The sequence below is a fragment of the Helcobacillus massiliensis genome (assembly GCF_033106145.1).
Classification (GTDB): domain Bacteria; phylum Actinomycetota; class Actinomycetes; order Actinomycetales; family Dermabacteraceae; genus Helcobacillus; species Helcobacillus massiliensis.
The window spans coordinates 2,313,989-2,337,992 of the sequence record NZ_CP136959.1 but is presented as its reverse complement, the minus strand read 5'-3'; the positions used below and the strand labels follow the sequence as shown (position 1 = coordinate 2,337,992).

26 protein-coding genes and 2 pseudogenes are annotated in these 24,004 nt (G+C 68.5%); 9 read left to right on the top strand and 19 right to left on the bottom strand.

Features of this window, described 5'->3' with window-relative positions; all coding sequences use genetic code 11:
* The first annotated feature begins 32 nt into the window (after positions 1–32).
* The gene (locus tag R3I40_RS10640; protein ID WP_285261683.1) at positions 33–869 is read left to right on the top strand and encodes a serine hydrolase; all 837 of its coding nucleotides are present in this window, start codon (positions 33–35) and stop codon (positions 867–869) included.
* Positions 870–913: 44 nt separating this feature from the next.
* Here R3I40_RS10640 and R3I40_RS10635 read toward each other — a convergent pair whose 3' ends face one another.
* The 6 genes from R3I40_RS10635 to R3I40_RS10615 all read right to left on the bottom strand — a co-directional run bounded on the left by R3I40_RS10635 (position 914) and on the right by R3I40_RS10615 (position 5,746).
* Positions 914–1,300: a hypothetical protein gene (locus tag R3I40_RS10635; protein WP_183377063.1), complete on the bottom strand. Its 387-nt coding sequence runs from the start codon at positions 1,298–1,300 to the stop codon at positions 914–916.
* A 5-nt stretch (positions 1,301–1,305) separates the two neighbouring features.
* The gene (locus R3I40_RS11610) at positions 1,306–1,515 is read right to left on the bottom strand and encodes a type II toxin-antitoxin system HicA family toxin (RefSeq protein ID WP_183377064.1); all 210 of its coding nucleotides are present in this window, start codon (positions 1,513–1,515) and stop codon (positions 1,306–1,308) included.
* A 255-nt stretch (positions 1,516–1,770) separates the two neighbouring features.
* A complete protein-coding gene (locus R3I40_RS10630) occupies positions 1,771–2,883 on the bottom strand; it encodes a C40 family peptidase (protein ID WP_285261684.1) in 1,113 nt (370 codons plus the stop codon).
* On the bottom strand, positions 2,880–4,034 hold the full coding sequence (locus tag R3I40_RS10625; RefSeq protein WP_285261746.1) for a dipeptide epimerase: 1,155 nt from the start codon (positions 4,032–4,034) through the stop codon (positions 2,880–2,882). The genes R3I40_RS10630 and R3I40_RS10625 overlap by 4 nt, the downstream gene beginning before the upstream one ends.
* A gap of 21 nt (positions 4,035–4,055) precedes the next feature.
* On the bottom strand, positions 4,056–5,210 hold the full coding sequence (locus R3I40_RS10620) for a DUF819 family protein (protein ID WP_183377066.1): 1,155 nt from the start codon (positions 5,208–5,210) through the stop codon (positions 4,056–4,058).
* Positions 5,211–5,419: 209 nt separating this feature from the next.
* Positions 5,420–5,746, bottom strand: a complete 327-nt coding sequence (locus R3I40_RS10615; RefSeq protein ID WP_183377067.1) for a DUF3870 domain-containing protein — start codon at positions 5,744–5,746, stop codon at positions 5,420–5,422.
* 165 nt (positions 5,747–5,911) lie between these two features.
* On the opposite strand from R3I40_RS10615, the gene R3I40_RS10610 reads away from it, so the two are divergent.
* Positions 5,912–6,718: a histidine phosphatase family protein gene (locus R3I40_RS10610; protein ID WP_285261685.1), complete on the top strand. Its 807-nt coding sequence runs from the start codon at positions 5,912–5,914 to the stop codon at positions 6,716–6,718.
* 57 nt (positions 6,719–6,775) lie between these two features.
* On the opposite strand, the gene R3I40_RS10605 is transcribed toward R3I40_RS10610, so the two are convergent.
* Positions 6,776–7,498 carry a hypothetical protein gene (locus tag R3I40_RS10605; protein WP_285261686.1) on the bottom strand — a complete coding sequence of 241 codons (723 nt, stop codon included), beginning with the start codon at positions 7,496–7,498 and terminating at the stop codon, positions 6,776–6,778.
* 79 nt (positions 7,499–7,577) lie between these two features.
* On the opposite strand from R3I40_RS10605, the gene R3I40_RS10600 reads away from it, so the two are divergent.
* A complete protein-coding gene (locus R3I40_RS10600; RefSeq protein WP_285261687.1) occupies positions 7,578–8,450 on the top strand; it encodes a GNAT family N-acetyltransferase in 873 nt (290 codons plus the stop codon).
* Here the strand turns inward: R3I40_RS10600 and yczE are convergent.
* The 3 genes from yczE to R3I40_RS10585 form a co-directional block, all read right to left on the bottom strand.
* Complete coding sequence (gene yczE / locus R3I40_RS10595; RefSeq protein WP_285261688.1) at positions 8,432–9,127, bottom strand: membrane protein YczE; 696 nt, start codon at positions 9,125–9,127, stop codon at positions 8,432–8,434. The two genes, R3I40_RS10600 and yczE, sit on opposite strands and share 19 nt — an antisense overlap.
* Positions 9,128–9,134: 7 nt before the next feature.
* On the bottom strand, positions 9,135–9,797 hold the full coding sequence (locus R3I40_RS10590; protein WP_285261689.1) for a GNAT family N-acetyltransferase: 663 nt from the start codon (positions 9,795–9,797) through the stop codon (positions 9,135–9,137).
* Positions 9,798–10,186: 389 nt separating this feature from the next.
* Positions 10,187–11,596, bottom strand: a complete 1,410-nt coding sequence (locus R3I40_RS10585; RefSeq protein WP_285261690.1) for a dicarboxylate/amino acid:cation symporter — start codon at positions 11,594–11,596, stop codon at positions 10,187–10,189.
* A 223-nt stretch (positions 11,597–11,819) separates the two neighbouring features.
* On the opposite strand from R3I40_RS10585, the gene R3I40_RS10580 reads away from it, so the two are divergent.
* Entirely contained in the window at positions 11,820–12,239 is a 420-nt protein-coding gene (locus tag R3I40_RS10580) for a YccF domain-containing protein (RefSeq protein WP_285261691.1), read from the top strand.
* A gap of 115 nt (positions 12,240–12,354) precedes the next feature.
* Here the strand turns inward: R3I40_RS10580 and R3I40_RS10575 are convergent, their stop codons facing one another.
* Together R3I40_RS10575 and R3I40_RS10570 are read right to left on the bottom strand one after the other, a co-directional pair.
* Positions 12,355–13,113 carry a MerR family transcriptional regulator gene (locus tag R3I40_RS10575; RefSeq protein WP_285261692.1) on the bottom strand — a complete coding sequence of 253 codons (759 nt, stop codon included), beginning with the start codon at positions 13,111–13,113 and terminating at the stop codon, positions 12,355–12,357.
* Positions 13,114–13,130: 17 nt separating this feature from the next.
* Positions 13,131–13,457, bottom strand: a pseudogene (locus R3I40_RS10570) (relaxase domain-containing protein); the annotation flags it as partial.
* A gap of 337 nt (positions 13,458–13,794) precedes the next feature.
* On the opposite strand from R3I40_RS10570, the gene R3I40_RS10565 reads away from it, so the two are divergent.
* Positions 13,795–14,472, top strand: coding sequence for a metal-dependent transcriptional regulator (locus R3I40_RS10565; protein ID WP_285261693.1), 678 nt, complete (start codon positions 13,795–13,797; stop codon positions 14,470–14,472).
* A gap of 3 nt (positions 14,473–14,475) precedes the next feature.
* Here the strand turns inward: R3I40_RS10565 and R3I40_RS10560 are convergent, their stop codons facing one another.
* The 6 genes from R3I40_RS10560 to R3I40_RS10535 all read right to left on the bottom strand — a co-directional run bounded on the left by R3I40_RS10560 (position 14,476) and on the right by R3I40_RS10535 (position 19,218).
* Complete coding sequence (locus R3I40_RS10560; protein ID WP_285261694.1) at positions 14,476–15,150, bottom strand: metal-dependent transcriptional regulator; 675 nt, start codon at positions 15,148–15,150, stop codon at positions 14,476–14,478.
* 25 nt (positions 15,151–15,175) lie between these two features.
* Positions 15,176–16,063 (bottom strand): metal ABC transporter permease, encoded by an 888-nt coding sequence (locus tag R3I40_RS10555; protein WP_183377079.1) that lies wholly within the window; start codon positions 16,061–16,063, stop codon positions 15,176–15,178.
* Positions 16,060–16,995 (bottom strand): metal ABC transporter permease, encoded by a 936-nt coding sequence (locus tag R3I40_RS10550; RefSeq protein WP_285261695.1) that lies wholly within the window; start codon positions 16,993–16,995, stop codon positions 16,060–16,062. The genes R3I40_RS10555 and R3I40_RS10550 overlap by 4 nt, the downstream gene beginning before the upstream one ends.
* Positions 16,992–17,780 carry a metal ABC transporter ATP-binding protein gene (locus R3I40_RS10545; protein ID WP_239376509.1) on the bottom strand — a complete coding sequence of 263 codons (789 nt, stop codon included), beginning with the start codon at positions 17,778–17,780 and terminating at the stop codon, positions 16,992–16,994. The genes R3I40_RS10550 and R3I40_RS10545 overlap by 4 nt, the downstream gene beginning before the upstream one ends.
* Before the next feature lie 2 nt (positions 17,781–17,782).
* Entirely contained in the window at positions 17,783–18,712 is a 930-nt protein-coding gene (locus R3I40_RS10540; RefSeq protein ID WP_285261696.1) for a metal ABC transporter substrate-binding protein, read from the bottom strand.
* A gap of 137 nt (positions 18,713–18,849) precedes the next feature.
* A complete protein-coding gene (locus R3I40_RS10535; protein ID WP_285261697.1) occupies positions 18,850–19,218 on the bottom strand; it encodes a phosphoenolpyruvate carboxykinase domain-containing protein in 369 nt (122 codons plus the stop codon).
* On the opposite strand from R3I40_RS10535, the pseudogene R3I40_RS10530 reads away from it, so the two are divergent.
* Positions 19,139–19,300, top strand: a pseudogene (locus tag R3I40_RS10530) (YccF domain-containing protein); the annotation flags it as partial. The gene R3I40_RS10535 and the pseudogene R3I40_RS10530 sit on opposite strands and share 80 nt — an antisense overlap.
* A gap of 111 nt (positions 19,301–19,411) precedes the next feature.
* Here the strand turns inward: R3I40_RS10530 and R3I40_RS10525 are convergent.
* Positions 19,412–20,518, bottom strand: coding sequence for a bile acid:sodium symporter (locus tag R3I40_RS10525; RefSeq protein WP_285261698.1), 1,107 nt, complete (start codon positions 20,516–20,518; stop codon positions 19,412–19,414).
* Positions 20,519–21,065: 547 nt separating this feature from the next.
* Here R3I40_RS10525 and R3I40_RS10520 point away from each other — a divergent pair.
* The 3 genes from R3I40_RS10520 (at position 21,066) to R3I40_RS10510 (ending at position 23,703) form a co-directional block, all read left to right on the top strand.
* Positions 21,066–21,410 carry a hypothetical protein gene (locus R3I40_RS10520; RefSeq protein WP_285261699.1) on the top strand — a complete coding sequence of 115 codons (345 nt, stop codon included), beginning with the start codon at positions 21,066–21,068 and terminating at the stop codon, positions 21,408–21,410.
* A gap of 632 nt (positions 21,411–22,042) precedes the next feature.
* The gene (locus tag R3I40_RS10515; protein WP_285261700.1) at positions 22,043–23,200 is read left to right on the top strand and encodes an ImmA/IrrE family metallo-endopeptidase; all 1,158 of its coding nucleotides are present in this window, start codon (positions 22,043–22,045) and stop codon (positions 23,198–23,200) included.
* A complete protein-coding gene (locus R3I40_RS10510; protein ID WP_285261701.1) occupies positions 23,200–23,703 on the top strand; it encodes a DUF4411 family protein in 504 nt (167 codons plus the stop codon). Before R3I40_RS10515 ends, R3I40_RS10510 begins: the two co-directional genes overlap by 1 nt.
* Positions 23,704–24,004 lie beyond the last annotated feature (301 nt).

The window sequence follows — 24,004 nt, the reverse complement described above, 5'->3', positions numbered from 1 at the left end:
CGACGGGTGCGCGGCTTGCTAGTGTCACGGGCATGAGCACCCCGGAGCCTGCCGCGTCGCCCCTGCCCACTGCCGCTGCACCGACGGAGCGCGCCGTCGCGGTGTGTGCGGTGCGCGCCGACGGGTCCGTGATCACCGAGGACCGGGCCGACCGGCCGTTCTATGCGGCGTCCACCATCAAACTGCTGGTCCTCCTGGCGACTCTGCGCGCCTCGGATGCGGGCGCTCTGGATCTGGACGCGGTGGTTCCTGCGACCCGCACCTTCACTGGGCATGACGGCGAACCGTTCACCCTCGACGGCGACCATCTCGACCCGACGCATCCCGCCGACGGCTCACCGGTCATGGTGCGTGACCTGGCGCTGCGCATGATCGACCGGTCCTCGAACGAGGCGACGAATCACCTGATGGGGCTGCTGCCGAACGGCGCGGTCGCCCGCGAGATCGAGGCGCTCGCTCTGACGGGAACGCGCCTGGAGCGACAGATCGGTGATGCCTCGGCGCTGGCAGCGGGCCTGACGAACGAGACGACCCCGCGCGACCTCACGGTGATGCTGCGGGCCCTGGTGAGTGATGCACCCGTCGGCACCGCCGCGGCCCTCTCCTCAGCCTCGCGGGAGCTGGCGGTGCAGGCGCTGGACGCGCAGCAGATCCGCATCATCTCAGTGGGGGTGGCCGACGGGTTCCGGTGCGGGTCGAAGTCGGGCTGGGTGCCGGGGTTCCGGCATGACGCGGCGTGGATCCGCCCCACCACCGGGCTGGACGCCGGCGTGGTCATCGCGGTGATGACGCAGGGCTTCACCAGCGAGGATGAGGCCGACGAGGCGATCCGCGCCGCCGCGAAGCAGTCCGTGCCCGGCACGTTCTGACCCCCGCTTTCCCCTCCCAGTTGGTCATGGCGCGCCGAGGCGAATCACGCGGTCCGCTTCTCCAACTGTGCGATTCGCTGCGGAGACAGGCCCAGTGCTTCGGCAGAGTCACGCTGACTGATACCTGATTCACGCAGTTCCCGAACGACTCGGCGCGACAGTTGGGCCGCTTCCGCGGAGATCCGACGGGACTCCCGCTCCAGTCCCTGTGCCCGCTGCCAGAGCTCGGCCACGTCGGTGGGGAGGATGATCTCCAGCTCGATGCAGATCTCGCTGTCCTCCACATCAAGCTGAAGAGCGGCCGCTTCAGTCGCCATCGCACGAACCTCCCGCAGCGTCCGGGCCTGCGTGGCGATGTCCAATGACGGAAGTTCAATCACCCACCATGTGGGTTCCCGATGGACAACTGCCGGGATCACTTTCTGTGCCACAACCACTACCTCCAGTTCCTCGGAACCGACCCGCCGAGCCGGCGGACAATCACGCGCATCACACCAGCAGAGATCTCGCGGTGTCGAGGGATTGTCAACGGCTTCCCGCCTTCCGGCGGCACCCATTGCTCATGTGAGCCTCTGACGCGCGCTCGCAACCACCCGCGGCTGACCAGTTCTCTCTTGACTTCACGGTACGGAATCGGCCTACCCATACCCTAAGACAATAGGGGATTGTTTTGCCACCCTAGGGGACCTAGAGAAGATTGTGGATGAATGACAGGCCGTGTCCCTGTGGACCAACATCGAGGTCGCCGTAAGAGCAGGCTCTTCCGTCGGACGTCCGAAACAGCCCGCCGGCAGCCGGGCGAAGATGAGCGGCGCCCCGCGCCTCCCCCTCGGGGCACGGGACGCCGCTGGTCCCAAGGCCTCAGCGCGTCGGCGCGCCGGGGCGTCAGCACATCAGCGCATCACCGCCGGAGCGCCTGGACGCGGACCGCACCCGCCCAGTCGTCCTCCATCCCGTCACGCGGGAAGTCCGTGACCTCTACGGAGCGCTCGGAGTTCGGCGCCTGCATCATCTGGTCGTTGCCGATGTACATCGCGACGTGCCGGATCGAGTCCGACCCGGGCTTGGTGGACCAGAACAGCAGGTCGCCCGGCTCGAGGTCCGCACGGTCCACCGGCTCGAACCCGGAGTCGGTGAGCTGCGGCCCGGCGTCGCGGTGCATCGCAATGCCGTGGTGGCGGAAGATCGAGAACGTGAACCCGGAGCAGTCGTACCCGTAGGCGCTGACACCGCCCCACAGGTAGCGCAGCCCCAGCATCATCGCGCCGGTCGCGATGATGTCCTCCGCGGTGGGCACAGGCGGCTTCTCTCCCTGGCCGCGCACCACCACGTCGGATGCGGGCACGTACATCGGCTTCGCGCCCGGGACCTGCACCTTCACCAGGTCGCGCACGCGCCCCAGCACCGGCAGCTCCGTGTTGAACGACGCGTCCAGGCCGTCGCCGCGACCGGGCGCGCCCCCGGGTGCGGGCGTGGGCCGCAGAACAGTGCGGAACGCGGTCACCACGGCCACGTCCCGGGTGGCGGCGGCGCGGGCGAAGGGCTCATCCACCACCAGCTGGCGGACCGGCACCCAGCCGGGGTAGCCGCGGGCATCGCGCGGCGTCGCCTGGTGCGTCACCACGATCCGCGCCCACTCCCCCGCGACCTCATCGACGATCACTTCAGATCCGAGAACGGCCGCGGTCTCCAGCTTGCCGACGAGCCACCGCCGCGCTTCGGTGTCCTCCATCGACGCGTTCCACTCGTCCATGTCCACGGGGTTCGCCAGCGACGGCGCGTCCTGAGGGCGCTCCAGGCCGGGCTCCACCCACACGGTCGCGGCGGACACGGCGATGAAGGCGCGGTGGCCGGCGCGGACCTCCCCAGCGGACGGGCGGCCGACGGGCTCCGCGGCGGCGGGGCGGTCGACGGGTTCGCCGGCGGCCGCGGTGCCGCCGAGTGCTGCGGCACCGGCAGCGGTGCCCGCGGCGGCGATGCTCTGACGTCGGGTGATGGTGCGGTTCCAGCTCATTGATTCGTCTCCTTCTCGTCGAGCCGTTCCAGGCCGAGGCCCGCCCCGCCGAGGAGGCGGAGGGTGCCGTCGGCCACCTCGTACCCGCCGACGGGGTTGCGCTCAGCGAACCAGTCCGGGGAGTCGAGGTCGATCATGGTGACAGCGGGGTGCACGGCCGCAACATGGGCGGCGGCGGTGATGGAGATCCGCGGTTCCATCATCGCGCCCACCATGCAGCCGATCCCGGCGTCGAGTGCGGCATCGGCGATGGCGAGGGCGCCGGTGATGGTGCCGGTCTTGGCCAGTTTGATGTTGAACAGGTCGGCGGCACCCGCATCGATAAGCGCGCGGGCGTCGTCCGCGTCCCACAGGGACTCATCGGCCATGATCGGGATGCCCACCGCCTCACGGACTTCGGCCATCCCGGTGATGTCGGCGGCGGCGCAGGGCTGCTCCACGAGGTCCACCGGCAGGCCCGAGTCCTCCAGGCCCTTCAGGATCCGGATGGCCTCCTGGGGCTGCCACCCCTGGTTCGCGTCCAGCCGCAGCCGCACCCCGGGGACTCGGTGCACCACTGCTTCGAGCCGCTGCCGGTCCGCCTGTTCGCTGGATCCGAGCTTCACCTTGAGGATGCGGTACCCGTCGGCTGCCGCGTCTTCGGCGTGGCCCGCCATCGTGCGCGGATCCTCCAGCGACACCGTCATGTCCGCCTCGATCGACCAGTCCGGATCCACCGGCCACCCCCGCAGCGCGGCGAGCGCCTGCACGAGCGGGAGGTCGAGGGTGCGCGCCCACGCGTCGTGCAGTGCCACGCTCAGCGCGGACTTCGCGCTGGTGGCGCCGTCGACCGCGGCGGCGATGCGTCGGTCCAGGTCGGTGACGGTCCCATCGGCTCCCTCCAGCGCGGCCGCCAGCGGGCCCTGGAGAGCAGCGGTCATCGTGTCGGCGTCCTCGCCGGTGACGGCGCGGGTCTCAGCCGCGGAGCCCTGGCCGGCCGCCCGGGTCCCGTCGGCCGCCTCCACTTCGACGTCCACCACCACGTACTCGACCGCGTCGGTGCGGCGCTTCGCCGTCACGAACGGCCGCAGCAGCGGGGCGCGGCGGCGGTGGACCCGCACGCTCCGCACGGTCAGTGGCTGCGTCACAGCAGTCATCTGCACGGCAGTCATCTGCACGGTGCCCTCCACCGGTCAGACCAGCTGGCTGAGCAGCTGCGCGACCGCCAGGCCCATGAACGTGCCCAGCAGCGACCCGATGAGGGCGTAGAGGACGCCGACGGGCACCATCTGCCGGCTGAACGCGCTCGCCACCACGGGGGCGGACGCGATGCCGCCGATGTTCGCCGTCGACGCCACCGCCAGGGAGAACAGTTCAGTCCGGGTCAGCTTCGCGTAGATGACCATGATGATCACGTGCACCAGCAGCACGAGGAAGCCGGCCACGAGGTACAGCGGTGCCTGGGTGATGGCGGAGAAGTCGGAGCCGGTGGCGATCTGGCCGATCACGATGAACAGCATGAGGGTGGCGATCTCGGTGGAGCCGCCGATCCTGCCGAGCGGGGTGTGCGCCACGATCACGCCGAGGATGGACACGATGATGATCGTCCAGGCGGTGCCGTTGAGGACATCGCCCACTTCGGGCAGCAGGTCGCCGAGTTCGATGGCGAGGATCGCGACGGTCAGCGACCCGAACACGGTGAGGGCCAGGGATGCGGCGGTGATGGGCTTCTCGTCCGTGTCACCGAGGTCCAGGGCGGTGTCCATGACGGAGGTGTCCGCCTTGGTGAAGCGGTTGAAGCGGTCGGAGACGGCGACGGAGGAGAACATCGCCATCAGCCAGAAGGAGTACACGATGGTGTCGGTGATGAGGGCGTAGCCGAAGATCGTTTCGGGTGCCTGCAGGACGTCCTGCACGGCGACCATGTTGGCGCTGCCGCCGGTCCAGGAGGCGAGGAGGGCGCCGAACACCTTCCACGATTCGGGGTGGAGCAGTGCCTTGAACGCCAGGAACACCACGACGACGCCGATGGCGAGGGACGCCGCGGCCACGAAGTACGTGAGCAGCAGCTTCGGGCCGAGTTTGATGATCCGGCGGAAGTCGCAGCCGAAGAGGAACAGGAAGATCATCGCGGGGAGGATGACGGTTTTGACATCGGCGGCGACCTGGCGGGTCTCCTCAGCGTCGGAGAAGACGCCGACGGAGTTCAGCGCGGCGCAGATCAGGTACATCATGACCATGCCGGGCACGAACTTGAACAGCTTCCAGCCGGTGGTCTTCTCCAGGACGATGAGGATGCAGGACAGGCCGAGGATGACGCTGAGCATCAGCAGGCCGTTCTCGATCATGGCGGGGCTCCTTGTGCGGATGCCTGCCCGGGCGTCGAGGACCTGGAGAGCCGGAAGCCTGCCGCGGGGAACGCTCGCTCGGTGCGCACGGTCCGGCCTGGCCGCGCGGTGGCGGCTGGACGGTCGGCGGCCGCTGGGGCGGCGCCGGGGCAGTGCTTCCGACGGGTTCCGGTTCGGCGAGGTTCCGGGCTGACGGTGCGGTTATGGGGTCAGGGTGTGCTGGTGTCGCGGTCCAAGAGGTCGCGGTACTTCGCGGCGGCGTTCCGGACGGCTGCGGCCAGTGCGCGCTGCGAGGACCCGTGGTACCTCGTGGTGATCGTGTCGACCAGTGCGTCATCGTCGAGGAGGGAGCGGCCTTCGAGGAGTTCGCGGATGAAGTCCACGGTGAGCCCGAGGGTGGCGCTGCAGTCCGCCCTGACTATGACGTGGGTCTCATTATTCACGATGAGGCCCACGAAGAAAAGCCCCCACTTCGACGTGATGGGGTTGTTGGTCGGTGACTTCGCCTCACCGGTCAGATAGATCGTGGTGCCCATGCGCCCAGAATACGGTCACCGCCCGTGCCGCGGGCGCCGTTGCCCAGAGGCGCCGCCGGCACACCTGCGCGGCCGCGCGGCCCGCACCATCCCCCAGGCGCGGCCCGCACCATCACCCAGGCGCGCCCCGGCCCCGGGCCCCGGACGCCCCGATACGGTGGAGGCATGACCTCCCCGCACACCTCCCCCACCGCATGCGACGCCTCCGCCGCCGCCGACGCCTCAGCCCTCGCCACGGCGCCGCCGCCCGCAGGCACGACCCGGTTCCTGCTGATCCGCCACGGCCGCACCGAGTTCAACAGCGCCGGCATCATGCAGGGCTGGACCGACGCCCCGCTCACCGAGAACGGTGAAGCGAACGTCCGCACCACCGCCGAATTCCTCGCCGCCGCCCCGATCGCCGCCGCATACGCCAGTTCGCTGCCGCGCGCGATGCGCACCGGCGAGATCATCGCCGATCACCACGACGGCCTCACCGCGGAAGCTGTGGACGGGCTGCGGGAACTGAGCTTCGGCGACTTCGACGGCAGGCCCTCAGAGGAGTTCAAGCGCCACGTCCCGGACCTCGCCGGGTTCTTCCGCTCCGTGTTCACCGGCACCGCCGAGGCCCTGCCCGGCGGTGAGAGCGGCGCGGACTTCGTGGCGCGGGTGCGGGCGGCGTTCAACGACATCGTCGCCCGCGAAACCGCCCCGGCAGAGGGCGCGGAGGGACCGGCCGAGGGGCGCACCGTCATGCTGGTGGCGCACGGCCTCACCCTGAAGGTGCTGCTGGCCCTCGCCGCCGGCCCGATCCTCGACCCGCTGCCGAATGCATCCATCTGCGTGATGGACCGCGACCGGACCGGGGACTTCACGCTGCGGGCATTCGGCGTGGACCCTTCGGGCGCGGCAGCGGAGGAGACGAGCATCCTGCAGGGACTGGGCGAGGACACCGGCTCAAACCCGTCGGGCCACGGCGAACAGACGCCCTGACCGAACACCGCACTGCCGACCCCGCGCCATCAGCAGCGCGTCGTCAACAGCGCACTGTCAGCAGTCCGGGCAGTCACAGCAGGAGTGCGCCTCGAGCGGACCGCACGGTGCAGCGTCGGCGACAACACGCCAGGTGAGGCCCTCAATGCGGATCACCGCCTCCTCCTCGCGGGCAACGCTCCAACCGTGGCAGCGGAAGTAGTCGGCGACATCGTCGGCGAGCTCGTCCCGCGCCGCGCCCTGCTCGGCCCCGTCCGCCTCGAGGTGCGCATCCTCCATCATCCGCACCTGCAGCCGCAGTGTGCCCGTGCGCAGCATCTCCAAGGACCCCGCCGCGGTGGAGCTGACGAACGCGCGCAGGTGCACACCGAACGGCTCGTACCGGTCCGCCATGCGCTCCAGGTACATCGCCTTCACATCCTCCGGCGGATCGTCCAGCGAGGTGCTGAGGTGAAGGACGACCCCGTCGGCCAGGAAGTCCTGTTGAGCGCGGCGGAAGATGCGCGTGTGCGGGGAGTGCGTGCGGGTGCAGGCATTGTGCGCGCCGATGATCTCCCCCAGGAGCGCGAGCGCCTCCTCCAGGTCGATGGGGGCCTGGTCGGGGAAGAAGTCGGCGATGCCGCCGAGGCGGGACATCGAATCGAGCAGGCCGGCCACGGTCCCCGGCGGGGTGCCGGTCGCGATGGCGAGCATGAGGTAGTGGGCGAGGGTGTCGAGCCCGGGCGGGCAGGCGGTGTCGAACGCCGGATGGCGGGTGCTGGGTGCGGTTCTCTTCGTCATGCGCCCAGCCTTCTGCAGAACCCGTCGGCCGGGAGGAAATCGCTGGGCTCTGTGGAGAAGTGGTCGTACACTCACGGCCATGACTGAGCCCACACCCGCGAGCGCCCCCGCCGCCTGCTCCGACCGTGCCGCCGCCCTCCGCTTCATCGCCTCGATGCAGACGGACCCCGCCACGGCGACCGCATACGTCGGCACCCTCGAGGAGGGTCTGGAGACCGAACTGGAGGACCTGGACCAGGACTGGATGGACACCCTGCGCGTCTGCCTCGACTCGGACGGCTCCATCACCGGCGCGGTCCTCCTCGAATGGGACGATGAGGTGGGCATGAGCTGGATCCACGGACCCTGGTGCACCCCCGACACCTGGGACCGCGACGCCGTGGACCTGCTGCGCGCCGCCATTGAGCAGGCACCCGTCGGCCGCCACGAGATCTACGCCGACCTCTCCAACACGCGCCTCGCCGACCTCGCCGCCGACCAGGGCTGGCGCGGCGGGACGGCGCACTGCGTGATGAGGATCAGCCGGGAGGCAGCGGCACAGGCCGACGGATCCGTCCGCCCCGTCCGGCCGGGCGACCTCGACGCGGTCCGCGCACTGCACGAGGCGGCGTTCCCGGGAACGTACGCGACGGCGCGGCAGCTGGTGGACGGCGACCAGGGGTACCGCACGCTCGTCGCGGACAGCAGCCCCGGCAGCAGTGACGGGAAGGTCATCGGCTTCATCACCGGGCAGGAGGACGACGGCGACGTCTACCTGGACTTCCTCGCGGTGGACCCCGCGCACCGTCGGCAGGGCGTGGCGCGCCGCCTGATCGGGGCGCTCGCCGCGCACCTGCCGGGGAAGGACATGACCCTGACCGTCGCCGACACCTCCGAGGCCGCCCTCGCCCTGTACGACGCGCTCGGGTGGGAGCGCACCGCCACCACCCGCGGCTACCGCTGGCCCGCCTGAATCCCCGTCCCGCGCGGGCGTTGCGGCGTGGTCCCGCGCCGACGAGGCGGCGTCACCGGGATCGTCACCCGCGGCAGCGCCCAGTGCACCACCGGGCCCACCAGCAGCGCGAACGCCACCGTGCCCACACCGACCGGGCCGCCGAGCAGCCACCCCACCGCCAGCACCGCCACTTCAATGCCGAGGCGGATCGGGCCGACGGGCAAGCCGAAACGCCTGTGCAGGCCCGTCATCAGACCGTCGCGGGGGCCGGGGCCCAGCTGCGCGCCGATGTAGACGGCATCGAACACGCCCACCACGAGGATCCCGCCGAACATCATCACCACCCTGCCGGGCAGGCCCTCCGGCGCGGGGATCAGCGCGATCGTCACATCCATCACCGGGCCGATCCACAGGGCGTTCGCGAACGTGCCCAGGCCCGGCTTCTCCCGCAACGGGACCCACAGCGCCAGCACGAGGAACGCCACGATCACCACAACGGTGCCGATGGTCAGCCCGGTCCTTTCAGCGATGGCCGCCTCCATCACGTTCCACGGCTGCGTGCCGAGCGCCGAGAGGAGCAGCATCCCCGCGCCCACACCGAAGCCCGTCAGCCCGAGGAACAGCCAGAGGATCCGCAGCGGCAGACGCCCCGCCCGCAGCTGCTCCACGGGACCCAGATCCTCCAACTGGGCCATCAGGTGATCAGGCCTCCCTCTGCATGAGGTTGACGCGGTAGCCGCTGAAACCGGACAGCCCCACCTGGTCGGCCGGGAACTCCTTCTCGCCGACGCGGACGAACCCCAGCGGCTCGTAGATCCGCAGCAGCTGGTCCCGGCAGTCGAGGCGCTGGAACTGGGCGCCGCGACTGCGGGCATCAGCGCGCCCCGCCTCCAGGAACCGCGCGGCGAACCCGCGGCCGGCCGCGCGCGGCGACACCATCAGCGCGTGCGTGTACGTGGCGGGGTCATCGTGCAGATCCGTGTGGCCCCAATAGAGCGGGTCCGCATCGAGAATGCGAGCGGCTGCGCCGATCTCACCGGCGTGCGGACCGTCCGGGATGAGCAGCGCGAACCAATCGCCGTCTGCGATCTGCTCGCGGATCTTCTCCTCCGGGAGGGAACCGAGCTTCCACTGGGTGATGCCCTGCTCCTGCATCCACTGTTCTCGTTCGCGGCGCAGTGCGGCGAGCGCCGGAGCGTCCGCAGGGGTGCATCGCACGAGCCGGTCGGCGGCGGGCTGTGCAGAGTCCCCGGGGCGGGCGTCAGCGCGGGCGCCGGCGCCGACGGCTGCGCCGGGTTCCTTGGCGCGGGCGGCCACGAAATCTGCGGCCGTTGCGGGATCTGCTGCGGTGTCGGGCGTGATCATGCGGCAATGATACGGGCGAGTTTCACTGAGTGGAACACCGTCTCAGTTGATTCGCGGCGTTCGGGCCGGGCCTGCTGCGGGACGCTGGGGCGGCCGCACGCCACGGACAGCCCGGCCGCCTCCAGCCGACGGCAGCGGAGCAGCGGGGGTCCGGGGTGCCGGGGCAGCGGATCAGCGGGGCTGCGGGGCAGCGGCGGCCGTGCAAAAACCGACCGGAAATCGACTCTGCGGCGCTCTAGAAGTCGTCAACAGCGTTTTCCGGTCGGTTTTTGTTCAGCTGGGCCGACATGGACCCGAGACTGGCCCGGCGCGGAGGCCGGACCCGGCGGCCCGGCGCGGACCTGAGGCTGGCCCGGCGCGGGTCCCCGCGGACCCGCCGCCGCGGCGCCTCAGCCGGCGACGGCGGTGTTCTCCCGCGACCGGTACGCGGCCTCGTCGAGGATGCCTTCGCGCTTGGACACCACGGCCGGCACGAGCGCCTGCCCCGTGACGTTGAGGGCGGTGCGGCCCATGTCGACGATCGGGTCCACGGCCATGAGCAGGCCCACGCCGGCGAGCGGAAGGCCCAGGGTGGACAGGGTCAGGGTCAGCATCACCACGGCACCGGTCATGCCCGCAGTGGCGGCCGATCCGAGGACGGACACGAACGCGATCAGCAGGTAGTCAGTGACGCCCAGCGGCACCTGGAAGAAGTTCGCCACGAAGATGGCGGCCAGGGCGGGGTACACGGCGGCGCAGCCGTCCATCTTCGAGACGGAGCCGAACGGCACCGCGAACGAGGCGTAGTGGGCGGGGACACCGAGGTTCTTCTCGGTGACGGCCTTGGTGACGGGCATGGTGCCCAGCGAGCTGCGGGACACGAAGCCGAGCTGGGTGGCGGGCCAGACTCCGCGGTAGAAGTCCATGACGCCGAGACCGTTGGACTTCAGCACCAGCGGGTACACGACGACCGCGACGATGGCGAGGCCGATGTAGAGGGCGAGCACGAAGGAGCCGAGCGCGCCGATCGTGGACCAGCCGTAGTCGACCACGGCGTAGCCGATGAGGCCGATGGTGCCGATGGGGGCGAGTCGGATGACCCACCAGAGGACCTTCTGCACCACTTCCAGGGCGGCGCGGACGAACGCGAGGAATGGTTCGGCCTTCTCGCCGACGGACAGGGTGGCGATGCCGACGGCGATGGAGATGACGAGGATCTGCAGGGCGTTGAAGGTGAGCTTCACGCCGTCGTCGGATGCGGAGGCGGTGAGGCCGATGAAGTTGGAGGGGACGAGCCCGGTGAGGAAGTCGAGCCAGGTGCCGGACTTGTCGGGCGCCTGGGCGGCGTCCGCGCTGAGGCCGGTGTTGGAGCCGAGGTTCATTACCGTGCCGACTGCCATGCCGACGCCCACGGAGATGAGGGCGGTGATGCCGAACCACAGGAGGGTCTTCCAGGCGAGGCGGGCGGCGCCGGTGACCTCGCGGAGGTTCGCGATGGAGGCGACGACGGCGAGGAAGATCAGCGGCGGGACCAGGGCCTTCAGCAGGGTGATGAAGGTGGTGCCGATGGTGTCGAGGGTGACGGTGAGCCAGTTGGGGACGGGGTCGGCGTCACCGGTGGCGGGGGCGGCGGGGCCCATCTGGGCGGCGATGAAGCCGAGGATCACGCCGAGGATGAGGCCGGCGATGACCTGATAGCCGAAGGGGATGCCGGCGACGGCGTCGAAGGCGCGGCGGACGGGGCCGGGGCGGCCCGACGGGTTCTGGGGGCCTCCGGGCGCGGGGGCGCTCTCGGTTCGGGGATCGGTGCTGGTGCTCATGGCACCCACTGTAGGCGCCACCGCCCCACCGCGCGATAACTCCAGCTTATGTGTGACGAATCAGGCGCTTATGCCAGGATCTCGAACCCCTTCTCCTCCAGCAGCGTCGCCCCGAGCCCCAGCATGACCAGACCCGCCATGACGGAGGTGACGCGGGTCAGGCGAGGCCGGGGAGGCCGACGGATCCCACCCGTCGCACATGCGATCTGCCTAGGCTCAGTCCATGGGACTCATTCGCTTCATCCTCAACCTGATCTGGCTCGTCACCGCTGGCGTGCCCCTGTTCATCGCCTACATCGTGTTCGGTGTCCTCGCGTGCCTGCCGATCGTGACGATCCCGTTCGGCGTGGCGTCGTTCCGCCTCGCCGGCTTCGTGCTGTGGCCGTTCGGCCGCGAGGCCGTGGACACCGGGCACGCGTCGGCCCTGAGCGGGCTCGGCAACATCATCTGGTTCCTGGTGGCGGGCCTATGGCTCGCGATCGCGCACGTCACCACGGCGCTGGCGCAGGCCATCACCATCATCGGCCTGCCGTTGGCGTGGGCGAACATCAAGCTGATCCCGGTGACGTGCTTCCCGTTCGGGAAGACCGTGGTCAGCTCCTCTGACTCCCGCGCCGCGATGCTGCCGACCGCCCGCCGCTGACGGCGCGCAGCTCCGCCTCCCCGGAGCGCGACGGGGCCCGGGCACTGGCTCGGACTGGGCTGCGCCGGGCCCCACAGGTATGCCGTTCTGCTGAAGTTCGGTCAGCTCTGTCCGTTCACTCCCACCGGAGGGCCGACAGGTCCACCCCATGCGCCTGCGCACTCGCTTCGTCGCTGCCCGGCTCCACGCCGTGCGCGAGCGCGCCTGCGAGATCGGCTTCGAGCTGGTCGGTGCCGGCCTTCGCGGCGGCCCAGTCATCCGCGGTCATGGCGTCGGCACGCTTCTGCGAGACGGCCCAGTCATCCGTGCCGCCCCAGCGGTCCTCCGCTTCAGCTGCGTAGACGGGAAACTGGGCGTCGCCGAGGATCTGGGCGCGCTGCTCAACACTCAGCGGTGACCGGTCCCCCCGTCTGGTGGCCGACGCGGCGGCTCCTGCCGCGTCGGCGCCGGTCGCAGCGCCGCCGGTGCGGGTGTTCGTGGTCTTGTCAGTGGTCATGGCGTCCTCCATCAGGGCGTCGAGTGCGGCGACCATCCCTTCCAGCTGCTGCAGCCTGTTCTCCAGCAGCCGGCGCTGTTCGCGCAGGTGGTCGATGGCGCGAGTGCTCGGCTCCGCGATCACCTCGGCGATCCGCTTCAGCGGCATACCGGTGGCGCGGTAGATCAGCACCTGCTGGATCCGTTCGCAGTCCTCCGGGGAGAACTGCCGGTACCCGGACCAGGTGCGGCCGCTCGGAGAGATCAGCCCGATCTCCTCCCAGTGATGCAGGGTCCGCACCGTCACCCGGAAGAGGTCGGCGACCTCCCCCACGGAGCGGTCGCGAGCCGGCTGATCCGTGCCGAGCCGCTGCTGATCTGTGTCGTCATCTCGTGCCATGGCTCCACCGTTCCGCCTCACGCCGCGTCAGGGTCAAGCGCACTGTCAGAACTGCGCTCGAGCACCGGCCGCCGCTCGGTTACAGGCCTGCGCTCCAGCACCGCCTCTGCCCGCGCTTCGCCCCGCAATCCGGGATCGAGGCGCGCAACACGGGCCGCAATCCGCTCGCGCGGCGGCTGCAGCGAGGGGAACCTCTTGCCGAGCTTCGCGCCGGTGACCGGGTGAATGCCCTCGCCCAGCAGTCGGGCCAGGTGATCCTCGGTCACCGTGTCGCCCTCCGCCAACGCGCGGGTGAGCCCGTCGTCGAGACTCAGCAGTCCGGTACCGACCCACGTTCCGGGCGGGCTCCCGGTCTCGGTCTAATACCGGGTCAGCGGGCTGCTCATCACCCGGTCGCCGTCACCAACGACGACCGATTTCAACAGGTACTCGTACCCCTTGCCGGACGACATGACCCGGATCGTCATCACCACGACGGCCCCTCCCCGAGACCGTCACGGGAGGGGCGATCTCGGGGGTCAGGTGCGCGCGCAGGGCGCGGCCCGCACTCTTAGTGCCAGACGTGTGGGGAAATAGCGGGCTCTCGGGCCAGTCACGGCTGCCAAGGCCTGAGGTGAATGATTCGCCGAAGCAGACCTAAAGTTCGGCGCATCGTATTGTGATGTTTGGTACTCTCATCGCGTGACGGTTTCAGTTCTTTCAGCGAGTAGTCAGAACTACCTCAAGGCGGTGTGGAGCCTTGGGGAGTGGTCTGACGAGCCAGTAACAGCGTCGACCGTAGCTGCGAGGACGGGGGTGAAGCTGTCGACGGCATCGGATGCGATCAGGAAGCTGACCGATCAGGGCTTGCTGGAGCACACCCCGTATGGCGCGGTGACGTTGACCGAGGCAGGGCGGACGCACGCGGTGGCGATGGTGCGTCGACACCGACTGATCGAGGCGTTCCTGGTGGAGGTGCTTGGGTACCGATGGGATCAAGTGCACGATGAGGCGGAGACGCTGGAGCACGCGGTCTCGGACTTCATGATCGACCGGATCGATGAACATCTCGGGCATCCTGACCGCGACCCTCATGGCGATCCGATCCCCGGCGCGGACGGCACTGTCTCCAGGCCCGATGCGGTGTTGTTAACGGGGCTGGACGCAGGGCGGCAGGTTCGTGTCGAGCGGATCTCGGACAAGGACTCGCAGCTGCTGCAGTTCTTCGCGGATCACGGTATCGGGTACGGGACTGTGCTGGAGACTCGGGCTGCCGCCCCCTATTCGGACACCATCGAGGTGGTGACCGAGGAGGGCGGGACACCGTTGCCGTTGGGCCGGTCGGCTACCGACGCGGTATGGGTGACGCCGGTCTCGTAGCCGTCAGCGCGTGCGCGTTGGAGGTGTGGCAATCGCCGCGGTGTGTTCGGCGCTGCCCAGTCCGATGCTCGCCGGACCACATGGTGTGGTCAGGGTAATGACGCCGATGGCTTGGTCGAGGCCGCTGATCTGCACCACTGCGTGAGGGATGAGTCCGAGCTTATGGAACCGTTCGAGGATGCTGGTATCGCGGTCATCGACGCGAGTCACCCGGACGGTCATTGGCGCGGCGAAGCTGCTGAGTGGACGGTCATTGATCCTCGTGATGTTCCCCTGCTCGTCCGGGATGGGGTGCCCATACGGGTCTGCGCCCGGCGCTCCCGCGGTGAGGTGCATCCGTTCGGCCAGCTCGTCGTTGAGAGGAGGGCTGAGAGTTGCGGCTTCCTCGCCGATGTTCGGCCACGGCCAGGAGAGCACTTTGTGGAGGAACGCGCGGGCAATGCGCTCCTGACGGATCGCGACGACCGCAACCCTGCGTCCAGGACGGGTGAGGGTGATGGGGCCGTAGCGCTCGTGGGTTATCAGACCTGTCGAGGTGAGGGATTGGACGGCTTGGGAGACGGTCGCTGGTGACTTGCGGAGGTGTTCCGTGAGTGTGGTGACGCCCACGCGGGCCAGTCCGCGTTCTTCCAGGCGCCAGATCGTCTTGAGGTACTGCGTCGCCGTCGTCTCACGCATGCGCTTCCCTCCCGCCCCGGCCCGGTCAGGCGGGTGCTACCACCCGGGGGCGTCGCCTCTCCCGTTGCCGCGCACGCTGCGCCAGCCGGGTGGCGGCGAGCACGATCACGAAGACGAGCCCGTAGAACACGGCCATCCCGGCGCTGGTGGCGGCATTGAACACATAGGCGATCCAGAACCCCGCGAGAGCACCCGCGACGGCGATGACAGCGGTGAGGGCGATCATGACCGGCAGGGACCGGCTGAGCAGGTACGCAGTGGCAGGCGGGACGATCATGAGCGCGATGACGAGGATCGCCCCCGCGGCGTTGAACGCTGCGGTGACGGTGAGCGAGACCAGGAACATGAACGCGGTGTTCACCAAGCCGGTGCGAATGCCGAGGCTGGTGGCGAACTGCGCGTCGAAGGTGGTGACCTTGAGCTTGGAGTAGAACGCGCCGAGGAACACGATGTTCAGGGCGAGCACGCCCAGCATCACATACAGATAGGACGGGCCCCACGAGGTGCCGCCGATAATGAGCTGCTCCCACGCGGCGAGGTTGAGGTCTCCGACGAGCACGGCGTGAGTGTCGAGGTGGACGTTGGCGAAGTTCAGACTGACGAGGATCACGCCGGCACTGAACAGGGCGGGGAAGATGAGCCCCTGTGGGGCGTCTCCGGTGAGCAGACCCGTGCGGGTGAGCCATTCACTGCCGAGCATGACGATGAGGCCGGCGAGTGCAGCTCCGATGATGAGGAGAGGCGAGTCGAGGTTGTGGGTGAAAAAGTAACCGACGACGATCCCGGGAAGCACCGCGTGGCTGATCGCGTCGACCAGCATCGAGTTCTTCCGCAGCACCACGAAAGTGCCCGGCAGTGCGCAGGCCAGGGCCGTGACGACGGCGAGGAGGGTCGTGCCGACGACGAAGCTCATCGGGCGGCTCCTTCCAGGACGAGTTCGCGTTTCAGAGCGGATCGCGCCCGCGCCCGGGTGACAATCCGGGTGATGATGCTGCGCCGCGGCGAGAACAGCAGCGAGAACAGGAAGATCGCGAACAGGGTGAGCACGATCAACGGCCCGGTGGGCACCTTGCCGAGCACGATCGACAGGTAGGCGCCGACGCCGCTGCCCAGCGCGCCGAACACGGCCGACAAGGCCACCATGCCGGGCAGAGTGCGCGTCCACTGGCGGGCGGCGGCGGGCGGGGTGACGACGAACGCGACCATGAGAACGAGACCGACGGCCTTCACCCCGATCACAGTGGCGATCACGATCGTGGTGAACATGAGCATGTCGATAGTGCGCGCTCGGAAGCCGAGCACGGTGGAGTGGTCGGGATCGAAGGTGAGCAGCGCGAACTCCTTCCAGAACACCAGCATCAATACCAGCGCGAGCGACCCGACGATGATGCTGGTGGTCAGATCGGCGATGGTGATGACAGAGGCGTTGCCGAAGAGATAGTCCTGGATGCCACCCTTGCCGGGGAAGACGCCGTTGGCGATGATCCGCATGAGCAGCATCCCCGCGCCGAAGAAGATCGTCAGCGCCACAGCCATCGCGGTGTCGATGTGGATCTTCGAGGTGCGGGTCACGCCGTTGGCGAACAGCACCGCGATCGTGCCGACGACGACCGCTCCGATGATGAGCCCGATCATGTTGCGCCCGTCGACGCCGAGGACGACCACGGCGGTGAGGAAGGCCAGCAGGGTGCCGGGGAGGGCCGCGTGGGAGCTGACATCGCTGATAAGGGACTGCTTGCGCAGATACGCGAAGCTCCCGAGCGCGCCGGCGACCAGGCCGATCGTCATCGTGCCGAAGAACACCATCCGGTAGGTGTGGTTATCGAAGAACTCGATCAGGCTCATGACGCGAACTCGAGGAAGGTGTCATCGTCCGCGGTGACCTCGTAGGCGGTGCGGATGTTCTCCTTGGTGAACGCCTCGTCGGCGGGACCGGAGGCGACGATGCGGCGGTTCAGCAGAGTGACGTGGTCGCAGTAGTCGCGCACGGTCGCCAGGTCGTGGTGCACGATCACGACGGTCTTGCCCTGCTCCCTGAGCGCGTGCAGCACGGTGACGATGGCCTGCTGGCTCTTCGCGTCGATGCCCTGGAACGGCTCGTCCATGAAGTACAGCTCGGGAGCCTGCACGAGGGTGCGGGCGAGGAACACGCGCTGGCGCTGTCCGCCGGAGAGCTCTCCGATCTGCCGGGAGGCAAGATCGGGGATCCCGGTCTGTTCCAGTGCTGCGATCGCGCGGGCGCGCTCGGCTTTGCCGGGGCGGCGGACCCAGCCGAGCGTGCCGTAGGTGCCCATCGTGACCACGTCGAGAACGGTGGTCGGGAAGTCCCAGTCCACACTCGTGGACTGCGGCATGTACCCGACCGCACGCCGCACCCGCGCCAAGGGCTGCCCGAAGAACTCCGAGGTCCCGGTGAGCGGCTTCACGAGCCCGAGCATCGCTTTGATCAGCGTGGACTTGCCGGCGCCGTTCGGTCCGACGATCCCCATCACCACTCCCTGCGGCACACGGAAGTCCACGCCGCGCAGCACCGGCTCGGCCCGGTACGCCACCGAGAGGTTCTCGGTGGCGCAGGCAAGCGCGGCGTTCGGATCGATGGCGGCGGAGCGGTCCGTCACGGGTGCGGTCACAGTCACTCCGTTCCCAGGGCTTCGGCGACGGCCTGGGCGTTGTGGGTGAACACGCCGAGGTAGGTGTCCACGCCGGGGTCGGCGCCGAGGGAGTCGGCGTAGAGCTCCTGATCGGAGATCTCGACCTCCCAGCCGCGCGCGCGAACGGCTTCGCGCAGGCTCGTGATCGCCTGCGGGTTGGCCTGGTTGTCCTGGAAGATCACCGGCACCTGGTTGTCCGCGATCAGTTTCGCGAGCTCGCTCAGCTCTTCGGCACTCAGGGCTGCCTCGGTGGAGACGAAGTCGGTGGCGTACACCTGCAGGTCGTAGGTGTCGCCGAAGTAGTTGAACGCGTCGTGCCCGGTGATCAGGATGCGAGGTTCGGGGACGCTCGCCAGCAGCTCCTCGGCCGCGGCGGCAGCGGCCTCGATCTCGCCGATGTACGCTTCGGCATTGGCCTGGTACTCGTCGGCGTTCTCGGGGTCGATCTCGCCGAGCTTGTCGGCGATGTAACCGACCACGAGGGACCATGCCTCGGGACTGTTCCACACGTGCGGGTCATGCAGCGGGTTGCCTTCGTCGTCAGTCTCCGGCCACGCCAGCAACAGATCTTCGGGGAGCGCGTCGCCGACGGCGAGCTGCTTGTCGCCGAGGCTTTCGAGCTGGTCGATCATCTGCGCTTCCAGGTGCAACCCGTTCCACAGCACCACGTCGGAGTTCTGGATCGTCTCGATGTCCTTGGTGGACGGCTGGTAGGTGTGCGGGTCGCCGCCAGGGCCGACCATCGTGGTGACCTCCGCGTCGGGGGCGATGTTCGCGACCGCGTCGGCAAGGTACCCGGTCGTCGCGTACACGGTCAGCGCGTCCGCGCCTGCCTCTCCGCCTTCCTGCGGGATGGCGGAGCACCCCGTGATTAGGAGCAGGGCGGCGGCCACTGCTCCCCGGCGGGTCATCAGTCTTGAACGCGCATGCATACGACGCCTTTCTCTCGGCGGGTAGAACATGATTGTTTGGCTAGCCGTAGTTCTTCGAGCATAGTGGGGATTCCCGCTTTTCGCCAACCCGAATGATCAGGCGAGGTGCGCGAGCATCAACGACGGTCGAGGCTCGCAGTGATCCGCGCGTGAATATCGCGGATGGCGTGGGGCAGGCCGGGGAACTGGGCGAGATGCTCGTCACGGTGTGTCATCTCCTGGTGCCACCGGGTGGTGTCGATGCTCAGGAGTCGGTCGAGGTCGTCCTGTTCCTCGGCCGTGCGGTCGGAGATGAACCTTCCGGCCCAGTCCCGCCAGCCCTCAGTGTCTGCGGGTGGGCGGGGTGTCTTCCCCTCCCACCACACTTCGCCGGTGCGGGCGTTGTGGGCGACGTTGGTGAAGATCGTGACGATCCCGTTCGGCGTGGCGTCGTTCCGCCTCGCCGGCTTCGTGCTGTGGCCGTTCGGCCGCGAGGCAGTGGACACCGGGCACGCGTCGGCCCTGAGCGAGCTCGGCAACATCATCTGGTTCCTGGTGGCGGGCCTGTGGCTCTCGATCGCGCACGTCACCACGGCGCTGGCGCAGGCCGTCACCATCAGCGGTCGCGAGCCGGCTGATCCGTGCCGAGCCGCTGCTGATCTGTGTCGTCATCTCGTGCCATGGCTCCACCGTTCCGCCTCACGCCGCGTCAGGGTCAAGCGCACTGTCAGAACTGCGCTCGAGCACCGGCCGCCGCTCGGTTACAGGCCTGCGCTCCAGCACCGCCACCATCACCACCATGACGACCAGCTCCACCAGGGTCTGCGTCAGCACCGCCACCGGCGCGAGAGCGAACGCCGGCGGCAGCGCCAGTGCGAGCGGCAGCACCACCAGCGAATTCCGGGTGACACCAGAGAAGACCAGGGCCCGACGGCCCGCCCCATCCAACCGGACCGCCCGACCTGCCGCCACACCCACACTCACCATGACCAGCGCAAACACTGCATAGATCGGGATGAGGACCGCCAGGCGGCCGAGCTGCTCGGTGACCCCGCCGATCTGGGACGCCGTCACCACCGCGAGCGTCAGCATCATCAGCGGAACCATCGCGGCATCCGCGGCCACCGCCCACCGCTGCGCGGCATGGGAGCGCGCAGCCCACGCCTGCGTCAGCGCAGCCGCCAGCAGCGGCAGCACGATCATCAGCAGCAGAGCCCGCACGAACGGCCCGGCCGACACCGCCGACGCCATCTCCTCGCCGAGCATGACGCGCATCAGCACCGGCAGGGCGATCATCTGCGCCAGCATCAGCACCGGCGCCGCCGCCAACAGCCGGCGGTGGTCACCGCCCGCGAGGCGGGTGAACACGATGACGTAGTCGATGCAGGGGGCGAGCAGCACCAGCCGCGCCGCCAGCTGCAGTGCGTCCGCGCCCGCGAGCGGCCGGGTCAGCACCCACGCGATCAGCGGCACCACCAGGAAGTTCACCGCGAGGAGGGTGAGGAGGAACCGGGTGTCACGCAGCGCAGCGGGCAGGCTCGCCAGCGGGATCGACAGGAACGTCGCGTACAGCAGCAGCGCCAGCACCGGCGTCACTGCGACGGCGAGGGCCTGCAGCACCGCGGCGGCGAAATGCGCGGTGAGGAGGTCGGGTGCAATGGCTTCGGTCACGGGGAGGTCGGTGGCGAGGGGGCCGACGGGTCCCGTCACGGCGTGGAGCGCGAGCCCTGTCCAGGCGCCGACGCCGAGCGCGAGCAGGTACATCGCGACCTGGTGGCGGTGCATCCAGTCCACTGTGCGTCGCATGGGGCCAGGGTAGCGGCGGATCCCGGACAGAGCCGTGATGGGAGCGGACGTTTCAGTGCTTCAGCCGGCGGGGCGGCGGGCCGGGCGCGGGTCCTGCCCGATTCGGGCCTGATCCAGGGTGGTCGGGGCAGCCCCGGGCGCGGGTCCTGCCCGATTCGGGCCTGATCCAGGGTGGTCGGGGCAGCCCCGGGCGCGGGTCCTGCCCGATTCGGGCCTGATCCAGGGTGGCCCGGGCCGGCTAAGGAGCCCCCGGGCGGTGCGCTGTGCAAAAGTTGGAGTGAGAGCGGCGTTTCGGCGCCGAACCGCCCACCAGACCCGGATTTTCTCCACCTTGTGCACGCCGGAGCTGACACAACGGCGCGCCTGACGACCGCCCGGCCTGCTCCGCGACCCCGGGGCGTGGACATTCGTCAACTCCCCCGTTCCGGTGGACGCTGCCGGGACCCTCCGTTACCATGGGGGAGTGATCTGAACCACATGAGGGCATTCGGGGGCGCGTCGGCGTCCCACTCATGGGGTGGAGGGTTCGAGAGGCAGACCGGTCACCATGACGGACTCACTGAAGACACCCGCTGTCGCACTCGGGATGCTGATGGCGGCCATGACCATCGTTCTGCTGTGGTTGAACCACAGCATCATGCCGCCGCTCTCTTCGGTTGCCCTTGCTGTCCTCGGCCTCAGCCTCGGCGCAGTGACCGCCTTCCGCACCGCAATCGCACCGGAGGCGCTCCGCACGGTCGCCATTACCGGCATCGTCGGGTCGACGCTCGCCCTGGTGGGGTCGGTGTTCGCCGGAGTTCCGCCGTACGCTGCGACGGTCTTCCTGTGCATCGCGCTCGGGTTCGCTCCGCTGCTGCGCATGCCGCAACGTCACCGCCGCGACCTGTCGTAACTGCGTCCCTGTCCTGAGTTCGGCCTGTCGCCGGCTCCAGGTCGGTACCGGTTCGGGCCGGCGCCGTTCTCAGCCCCGCGCTGGTTCCCGCGCCCTCAGCCCCGCGCTGGTTCCCGCGCCCTCAGCCCCGCGCTGGTTCCCGCGCCGCACCGTTGGTTGCTTGACCGCAGACATGACGAAGGCCCCACCGTTGCCGGTGGAGCCTTCGTTCCTATCGGGTGGACGCCGGTGGACTCAGCCCGAACACGTGGGAGCGGCTGGAACGGCTGAGTTCCGCGTGGGAACGGGAGAAACGAGATGGCGCAAGCGAAGAGCCCCCGGCAGCCGAGCCAGATCCAGGGGTCGTGGCGAACCCAACGAGACGATCCCGAACACCCCTGACGGAGAGGGAAGCGGACGCTATCCGAACGGCAAAGGCAACCGGCGAAAGCACCATGTCAATCGCCAAGCGGTTCGGTATCCATCGGGTGACAGTGTGGGAGCACACGAAGCGGTGACCAGCGCAAGTCACGAGCAACTGCTGTCAGCGAACCATTCCCAGAGCGGCTCGTCGGCGATGCCCTTGTCTGTCCTGCTACGTAGACTGTCACTCAGAGTTGCATCTCGACTGGAGCTTGAATGGAGGTGACGGGATGACTGTTCGCGTTGAGGTCGCCCCCGATCTACTCCAGTGGGCAGTCGAACGAGCGGGGTGGGACGAGGCGACTGTCGAACGTCGTGCGCCCAAACTCGATGGGTGGGTCTCTGGTACCCAGCGTCCAACGCTGAAGCAGTTGGAGAAGTTCGCCAACGACACTCACACCCCTTTCGGGCTGTTGTTCCTCTCTGAACCGCCAGTGGAAGACGTGCCTATCCCAGACATGCGCACGATCGGGAACCTCGCGGTCCCGCGGCCGTCTGCTGACCTGTTGGAGACGATCTACCTGTGCCAGACCCGCCAGGACTGGTACCGGACCTATGCGCAAGAGAACGGCGTGGGCGAACCTGAGTTTGTCGGCTCCGCAACGACCGAGACGCCGCCGGTGCTTGTCGCGGACCAGATGCGCGACTTGCTTGGCTTCGATCTGACCGAACGGAGCACCTTCTCCAGCTGGGAGGACGCTTTACGACGTCTGATCGACCGCATCGAGAACATAGGCGTCTTGGTGATGATCAATGGCGTCGTTGGCGCGAACACTCATCGTAAACTCAACCCTGAAGAGTTCCGAGGGTTCGCACTAACCGACCCGCTCGTACCGCTGATCTTCGTCAACGGCGCTGACACCAAGGCCGCACAGATCTTCACCATGATCCACGAACTGGCTCACGTATGGCTGGGAGCAAGCGCCCTGTCCGATGCGGCCATGACCGCTAACCACGGGGTGACCGAGGAACTGTGGTGCAACCAAGTCGCCGCCGAAGTGCTAGTCCCGCTGACCACACTGCTCAGCGACTACCGCGGAGAAGCGAACATCGAGGAGTTGGAGCGCCTGGCTAAGAAATACCGAGTCAGCACCCTAGTGGTACTCAAACGCATCTTCGACGCTCAGCTCCTAACCTGGGAGGACTATCGAGAGCGCTATGAGAACGAGCGGGACCGCGTGATCAGCATCCTCGCGGCGAGGCGCAGCGAGAACTCCGGTGGCAACTACTACTACACGCAGCCGATTCGACTTAGCCGTCAGTTCGCCCAGGCCGTGATCGCCAGCGCCTTCGAAGGGTCCACCACCTATCGGGACGCCTACCGCTTGCTCGGCACCAAGAAACACGCAACCTTCGAGAACCTGGCCGCCGAGTTGGGGGTCGCCTGATGTATCTGATCGACGCCAACGTGCTCATCGAGGCCAAGAACCGTTACTACGCCTTCGACATCGCCCCTGGATTCTGGGCCTGGCTCGATCAGGCCCACCGACAATCCTTGGCCTGCAGCATCGACGCGGTCCGCGACGAGCTCCTTGAGGGTGACGACGAGCTCGCCGCCTGGGCACATGCTAACGCCGCATTCTTCCGAGCCGTCGATCAAGGAACTACACGACACTTCGGTGACCTCACCGCTTGGGCGACCTCACGAAGCTTCACCCCAGCAGCGCTAGCCGAATTCACCGGCACCAATGCCGACTATCTCCTTGTCGCCTACGCTCGCGAACACCAGCACACGGTGGTCACCCACGAACGATCTCAACCCAACGCCCGAGTCAGGGTGTTGATCCCTGACGCTTGCCTGGCTATGGGCGTCGGCACGACCGACACCTTCCAGATGCTCCGCCAGACCGGAGCCCGGCTCGACCTCAGTGCGGGCACATCCACACCGTGACTGATACGCCCATCGCTGTAGAACATCTTGGACATGGAGCAGCTGAGCAAAGGGGCGAGTTCGCTCCTCCTTCAGTGCGTACACTTGTGACCGCTGCCTGTCGCCTATCCCGAGCGTGGCCTCCTTACACCCCTACGTTCCGGTCGGGGTGCGGTCGGTGTGCGCGTGGATGCGTAGTGCGGTGATGAACTCTTGGTAGCGGGTGTCAGGGGCGAGGAGGTTGTGGTGGGTTCCTGCGTCTCGCACATGACCGTTTTCGAGGACGATGATTTGGTCGGCGTCGAGCACCGTGGATAGGCGG

Coding starts and splice junctions, on each gene's coding strand:
- R3I40_RS10625 (WP_285261746.1), bottom strand. CDS start 4,034: ATGACTGCCGTGCAGATGACTGCTGTGACGCAGCCACTGACCGTGCGG.
- R3I40_RS10640 (WP_285261683.1), top strand. CDS start 33: ATGAGCACCCCGGAGCCTGCCGCGTCGCCCCTGCCCACTGCCGCTGCA.
- yczE (WP_285261688.1), bottom strand. CDS start 9,127: ATGGCCCAGTTGGAGGATCTGGGTCCCGTGGAGCAGCTGCGGGCGGGG.
- R3I40_RS10605 (WP_285261686.1), bottom strand. CDS start 7,498: ATGACGAAGAGAACCGCACCCAGCACCCGCCATCCGGCGTTCGACACC.
- R3I40_RS10560 (WP_285261694.1), bottom strand. CDS start 15,150: ATGCGTGAGACGACGGCGACGCAGTACCTCAAGACGATCTGGCGCCTG.
- R3I40_RS10555 (WP_183377079.1), bottom strand. CDS start 16,063: ATGAGCTTCGTCGTCGGCACGACCCTCCTCGCCGTCGTCACGGCCCTG.
- R3I40_RS10600 (WP_285261687.1), top strand. CDS start 7,578: ATGACTGAGCCCACACCCGCGAGCGCCCCCGCCGCCTGCTCCGACCGT.
- R3I40_RS10575 (WP_285261692.1), bottom strand. CDS start 13,113: ATGGCACGAGATGACGACACAGATCAGCAGCGGCTCGGCACGGATCAG.
- R3I40_RS10520 (WP_285261699.1), top strand. CDS start 21,066: ATGACGGACTCACTGAAGACACCCGCTGTCGCACTCGGGATGCTGATG.
- R3I40_RS11610 (WP_183377064.1), bottom strand. CDS start 1,515: ATGGGTAGGCCGATTCCGTACCGTGAAGTCAAGAGAGAACTGGTCAGC.
- R3I40_RS10540 (WP_285261696.1), bottom strand. CDS start 18,712: ATGACCCGCCGGGGAGCAGTGGCCGCCGCCCTGCTCCTAATCACGGGG.
- R3I40_RS10510 (WP_285261701.1), top strand. CDS start 23,200: ATGTATCTGATCGACGCCAACGTGCTCATCGAGGCCAAGAACCGTTAC.
- R3I40_RS10515 (WP_285261700.1), top strand. CDS start 22,043: ATGACTGTTCGCGTTGAGGTCGCCCCCGATCTACTCCAGTGGGCAGTC.
- R3I40_RS10615 (WP_183377067.1), bottom strand. CDS start 5,746: ATGGGCACCACGATCTATCTGACCGGTGAGGCGAAGTCACCGACCAAC.
- R3I40_RS10630 (WP_285261684.1), bottom strand. CDS start 2,883: ATGAGCTGGAACCGCACCATCACCCGACGTCAGAGCATCGCCGCCGCG.
- R3I40_RS10585 (WP_285261690.1), bottom strand. CDS start 11,596: ATGAGCACCAGCACCGATCCCCGAACCGAGAGCGCCCCCGCGCCCGGA.
- R3I40_RS10610 (WP_285261685.1), top strand. CDS start 5,912: ATGACCTCCCCGCACACCTCCCCCACCGCATGCGACGCCTCCGCCGCC.
- R3I40_RS10580 (WP_285261691.1), top strand. CDS start 11,820: ATGGGACTCATTCGCTTCATCCTCAACCTGATCTGGCTCGTCACCGCT.
- R3I40_RS10525 (WP_285261698.1), bottom strand. CDS start 20,518: ATGCGACGCACAGTGGACTGGATGCACCGCCACCAGGTCGCGATGTAC.
- R3I40_RS10590 (WP_285261689.1), bottom strand. CDS start 9,797: ATGATCACGCCCGACACCGCAGCAGATCCCGCAACGGCCGCAGATTTC.
- R3I40_RS10620 (WP_183377066.1), bottom strand. CDS start 5,210: ATGATCGAGAACGGCCTGCTGATGCTCAGCGTCATCCTCGGCCTGTCC.
- R3I40_RS10550 (WP_285261695.1), bottom strand. CDS start 16,995: ATGAGCCTGATCGAGTTCTTCGATAACCACACCTACCGGATGGTGTTC.